This window comes from Prolinoborus fasciculus, from assembly GCF_056724605.1.
On record NZ_JBWZQN010000102.1, the window covers coordinates 1 to 5,264 of the forward strand.

At 43.3% G+C, this 5,264-nt stretch carries 5 protein-coding genes and 1 pseudogene; 1 reads left to right on the forward strand and 5 read right to left on the reverse strand.

The window, feature by feature from the left end:
* Positions 1-100, forward strand: a pseudogene (locus AC1P5O_RS16020) (IS1 family transposase); the annotation flags it as partial.
* A gap of 150 nt (positions 101-250) precedes the next feature.
* On the opposite strand, the gene AC1P5O_RS16025 reads toward AC1P5O_RS16020, so the two are convergent.
* The 5 genes from AC1P5O_RS16025 to AC1P5O_RS16045 all read right to left on the reverse strand — a co-directional run bounded on the left by AC1P5O_RS16025 (position 251) and on the right by AC1P5O_RS16045 (position 4,893).
* The gene (locus AC1P5O_RS16025) at positions 251-625 is read right to left on the reverse strand and encodes a hypothetical protein (protein WP_004279637.1); all 375 of its coding nucleotides are present in this window, start codon (positions 623-625) and stop codon (positions 251-253) included.
* On the reverse strand, positions 622-1,197 hold the full coding sequence (locus AC1P5O_RS16030; protein WP_121979836.1) for a lysozyme: 576 nt from the start codon (positions 1,195-1,197) through the stop codon (positions 622-624). The genes AC1P5O_RS16025 and AC1P5O_RS16030 overlap by 4 nt, the downstream gene beginning before the upstream one ends.
* The gene (locus AC1P5O_RS16035) at positions 1,194-1,490 is read right to left on the reverse strand and encodes a hypothetical protein (protein ID WP_004279633.1); all 297 of its coding nucleotides are present in this window, start codon (positions 1,488-1,490) and stop codon (positions 1,194-1,196) included. Before AC1P5O_RS16035 ends, AC1P5O_RS16030 begins: the two co-directional genes overlap by 4 nt.
* The gene (locus tag AC1P5O_RS16040) at positions 1,471-1,797 is read right to left on the reverse strand and encodes a hypothetical protein (RefSeq protein ID WP_004646469.1); all 327 of its coding nucleotides are present in this window, start codon (positions 1,795-1,797) and stop codon (positions 1,471-1,473) included. Before AC1P5O_RS16040 ends, AC1P5O_RS16035 begins: the two co-directional genes overlap by 20 nt.
* 306 nt (positions 1,798-2,103) lie before the next feature.
* Positions 2,104-4,893 carry a tape measure protein gene (locus AC1P5O_RS16045; RefSeq protein WP_262466926.1) on the reverse strand — a complete coding sequence of 930 codons (2,790 nt, stop codon included), beginning with the start codon at positions 4,891-4,893 and terminating at the stop codon, positions 2,104-2,106.
* Positions 4,894-5,264 lie beyond the last annotated feature (371 nt).

Consider the following 5,264-nt stretch of genomic DNA (forward strand, 5'->3'; position numbering starts at 1 on the left):
GCGCGGTTTTAGAAGGAGTTGTAATTTTTCAAAAAAGATTGAAAACCATTTTAAAGCTTTCGACTTAACCTTTTTTTACATCAATAATGGCTTCATTTAATGTCAGCATACTTTTTGAAACACCACCAGAACTTTCACAATAGCAGCATGACGCGCTTTGCAGTCGCTATATTTAGCTACTGTATCAATAGACCAGACCAAAACAACCTTACCCTGCCCTGATTCCAGTTTTTGCAAATCAGGGCAAGACTCAAGGAGGTTTACTGGCACCACTGGTGATAAGTGAGTTGAGTTGCTGCAGGCCATCATCATCAAAGCAATGGTTGAGATACACAGGACGATCAATGATCTTTTGCACTTCACGCGTAACTGTTTCGACTTGCACGTGCTGCTCTGATTTTGCTGCTTCATAATCCGCACTCATCTGGTTAATTTGATTTTGTTTATGGGTTAGAGCTTTGAGATGGTTTTGCTCTATTTTCTGAATTTTTATCGTGCACTGCTCACCAGCCTTGCGCAGCTTTCCGCTTAAGTGATTGGTGTAAGCAACTTGCCCTAGCCATAAAAAGAAAAAGACCGCAATTGCGATCCAGTGTTTATATTTCCATAATAGATTTAGAGTCATTTTAAAAATAACTCCATTTCAATTTTCCTGCGATTCACCAGACCTTGCAGGCGTTTGCCACGAGCATTTACCCATAAGCCAAATTGATCAGCTGCCGCGTTATAATTTTTCTCATTCAGCCTTTTGACCAAAGTGGATTCTTCAAATGCGGTAGGTCCAATGTTATAGGCCAATGAAACCAAGGCATCAAACTGATTCTGATTGATCGGAACATTGACTGCGCTATTGACGGTTTGCTCGAATTTTTTCAAGTCATGTTGCATGTAGCTTTTGGCTTGTTCCAGTGTGCAGGTATCCCCTTTTTTGACACGAATAGCATTTAGGTATTTTGTGGTGCCATAACCAATGGTCCATACCCCCACGCCATCATCGTAGGCATTGAGCCGTAGGCTTTCAAAATTACGGATCAGATCAATACCACTTGGGCTGATGCTCATTTCATCCGTAGCGATACCCAGCATACTGGTGACATCATCGTAAGCAGTTGCAATCAGTTTGTCAGCAGCATCAACCTGTTTCTGGGTGAGTTTGCCGCCGCTAATCTTTCGCAAGAAATCAAAAATATGTTTCATGGGTTGTCACCATCTTTATCCGTATTAAAAAATTTAGGACGTGCACCACCCTTACCCCAAATATAGAGTTGTCGGGTAAATAGTGCGAATAAAATACTTACTGTAGTGTAAAAAAGGGTTCCGGCCGGACTTGGCGAATACTCATCTTTAACAAAAAGTGCTGCCCCAAAAAGGATCGACAACACCAATAGAAAATCGATGTGTTTTGGGAGTTGAATTTTTGGATGAAATGCCATGATTGCAAATGAAACTATAAATAATACCAACGCTGTTTTACTTATGATTAGCAGCATCTTCATTCTCCTTTTTGACTAAACCAAGAACTCTTGATCGAGCCAAACTCAGCAATGCTTCAGCTGTACTCTTACCAGCAGCGCCCAGAATGAAACCAAATAGCTCTGGATAGTTACCACTAGCAAGAAATAAACTTGCCGGTTTAGCAAAGACCACACATAAAATGAAGCCAGCAAAGAATCCTATCCAGCGATCCCGAGTCGGCTCCTTGCTTAATAGAAAGCCAAAAGTCGCACCCAGCACACCCGTAAAAAGGATGTGTGAATGGTTCTTTATGCTTTCCAATACTTGACTAAGAAAGTCCATATACATCCCCTTTAGCCATACATCCCCCTAAATTATTGACATTAAAAAAGCACCCGAAGGTGCTGTTATTTTGTTGATCGTTAAACTTCTACTTGTGAATGCTGCCCTGTTGGTGCTGGCCGCAGGATCACTTGATTGGAAACAAATACTCTGGCACCCAGGTTATAAGCTGTGCCTGATGTACAAAGGACTGGACCAGATCCTCCATCGATCTGTACCCGATACTCTGGATGCCTCACTGATGTAATGGTGCCGATGTATTCGGCATGTATTGGATTAAGCAACTTCCGCAGTTCAAATAAGGGATTATTCACGGCTGATACGCTCCACTGTAATGGTTTCATTGACCTTTTCATGCGAAAAGCTACCTGATACCGAATCAATCACACCCCACCACTGGCCATTAAACGCAATCGTTTTTCCGGGTAGCATCTCACCAATATCGAAGCTTACCGGGATATCAGCGAAAGTATGTAATTCCTGAATGTTGGCTTTGACCAGTTCATTTTTACCGTAACTGGCACCTGACACGACGTTAAATAGTGGACCAGTGACTGCTTCTAACGGTATATCACCTGAAGTACCGCGTTGCTGTACTTTCAGACTTTCACCACTTCGACTATTCACTACCGTGATGGCATTGAAGTCAGCAATGTATTCATCATTCTGTTTAATGTTCTGCTGCATCACCAGGCTTTCAGATAACAAAATGTCGTAATCATCCACGGTCATCGCGTCCCAGTAGCCTTTCTGATACCGGGGTAAGATGCTTAGTGTATTACCTGCTTTCTGGCTATAGATAAAGCCACCGCCTGATTCAGCGACCTGCTTTATTGCATCGATTGGTGCAAGTTCGACATAGCTCAGGCTCTCCACCGGTATAATCCAGCCCAGTTCATCAATCAACTTCCAGTCCAGGTTGGTACCGCTATTCGCTCGATCCAGTTCAGCCTGAACTAGTTGTACAGAGGTTCGCTCGTTATCCTGGATAAATGAACGTGTTGGTCCATATTTATCCGAGTTTAGAGCTGTGATACTTCTCCCTGGGTAAGTGTAGAGAACACTGGCAAAACGCCGGGTCTCCTCTGGATCTTCAAGCAAAATATGATGCTCAAATCCATTGATCGTAACTTTAAGGATAACAGGCTGACCATTGATTGGTTGTAGCTTGTCTTTTTCCGTATGAGCCACGGTAATGGAATAGGTCCAGCACCATTGCGACCGACTGGTGCTATAGGTGCCATCCATGACTTTGATTTTCTCGCCGGTATCCAATCGCTCGGCTGTTAATGTATTCACGATATACCACCAGTTCCTTTTTGGCAGTGCTGGAATACAGTCATCTGCACCAAAATTTAAAACAACGTTGTGCGAATCAACGTCATGACATAAGCAGATAAAATTTAAATCACCAGTGCCCTCATATTTAGGCGTTTCAGGCTTTGGCCAAGGCTGAACCGGATGCTTGCGATAATGAATCGCTTTGGCTTTATCCCAGGGCAAATCTGACTTGGTGATAATCTCAAGGCTCTTATCCCATTCAAATGAAAAGCGATGCTCAAACACCTGGGCTACTTCATGTGAATAAGTAAAAGTCTTACGCCGACGGATCATTTCCTGCCAGACTGTTTCACGGTTGTGGCGCAGCTTGATCGTTTCATCATGCAGGTAGCGCTGATGGATAAAACGCTTATCGCCTTCCTCCCAAATCACATACGCATCCGAACTTAAACCGGTCGCTTGCTCATGAATGGATCTAATCGCCCGAGTTAATGATCCTGCCTGCTCATGCCAAATATCCACTTGATTAGAAACCACCAAACCCTGGTCATAAAAAAGAGCCTCATTCGAGACCCTTAATACTGGTTTGGCCCATGGTATTTCTGTACTACTTAAGGCTGCAATCGCTTTCTGGTAGCGCATAGCCGATGTGGCTGCAGCAGCCGAACCAGTAGCCAACTGAGTTTTTGCAGTAGCTACTGTTCTTGTTGCTGCTGCATTCGCAATTTGCGCCTGTGTATTAGCTACAACTGCTGTGGTTTCTTGTGCAATCGCTGTAGAGGCAGCTCTGATTCCAGCCGCCTTGTCTAAGAACATCATGCCGATATTAAGGGCCTTATAAGCCACAAAGGCCTGACCAGCAAGCATCAAAGTTGAGACAATTGTATCTAGGTTTTCAGCGACAAATTTAATAGCCTCCGCAACTTTAGCACTTGCTCCGGTTGCAGCATCCGCCTCACCAATATAGACCGTCCATGCTGTTTTTAAGTTTTCAATTGATGCGCCGATGGTTGTTGGGAATTTAGCGAATTCTGCACTAATTACTTCCGATTGGCTTAATAAAGCCTTGGTGACTACATCCGTGGTAAGCTGACCTTCCCCGGCCATCTCACGAAGTTTACCGGTAGTAACTCCTAAACCATCTGCTAAAGCTTGGGTTAAACGTGGCGACTGCTCCATCATGGAGTTGAATTCATCACCACGGAGGACACCCGAACCGAGTGCTTGGTTTAACTGGGTGATAGCGGCTTCATTTGCTGCGGCTGATCCGCCGCCAACTTGAGTTGCTTTGTTAATGGTTTCAGTTAATGCGAGCGCCTGTTCTTGAGGCCATTTCATTTCTTGACCAATCTTGGTCAGTCGAGCATAAAGATCACCGGTTGCGGTTAAGTTGGAGTTGGTATTAATGGCAACATTTTTAACATCATCCATGGCTTTTTGTAGGTTGCCATGCTCACCGATTGCAATAGATAAGCGACCAGATAGGTTTTTATATTCATCAGCAGTCTGTGCAATCTCCATTGCTGTGGTGCCAATACCAAGTGCTGCTAAAGCGCCAGTTAAAGCATTAAAGCCAGTTTTTAAACCCTGTAACTCTCCTGATACACCTTTTGAAGATTGTTCAGTTTGCTGTAGTTCCTGTGAAGTTGCCTCTAATTCTTTATCAAGTTGCTTTACTTGTTGGGCGGTTTCTTGTGACTGAGTACCGAGCTGATCTACTTCTTTGGTTGCACTGTTTGTATCACCTACAACACTGGCTGATCCATTCTTAAGTGCTGCAAATACATCCTTTGCTGCTTTTTCTGACTGATGCATATTGGAGACAAATGCCTTGGTGTCAGCATCCATCACCAGTTTAAAAGTAATTCTTACCAGACATACGGGCCTCTAAATTTTAGGCATTAAAAAAGCGCCTTGAGGCGCAGCAGATATAAAAAACCGACCTCTTATTGGGTCGGCTTACTTAAGAACTTCTATTAATTTTGCTATGGCTTGTAGTATGGGTGCTAATTGCCATGTCCCTACACCTACAATCACCAAGAAGCAGACAATGTAGGTCAGAGGTGGATCAGGAAATTTGAACAACACTTATAAGTGATATTTTGCTCCCCAAATGATGTTATAAACATCAATATATGGAGTATTTTATGACACGTAGACCAAGAAGAAATCATTCAAATGACTTT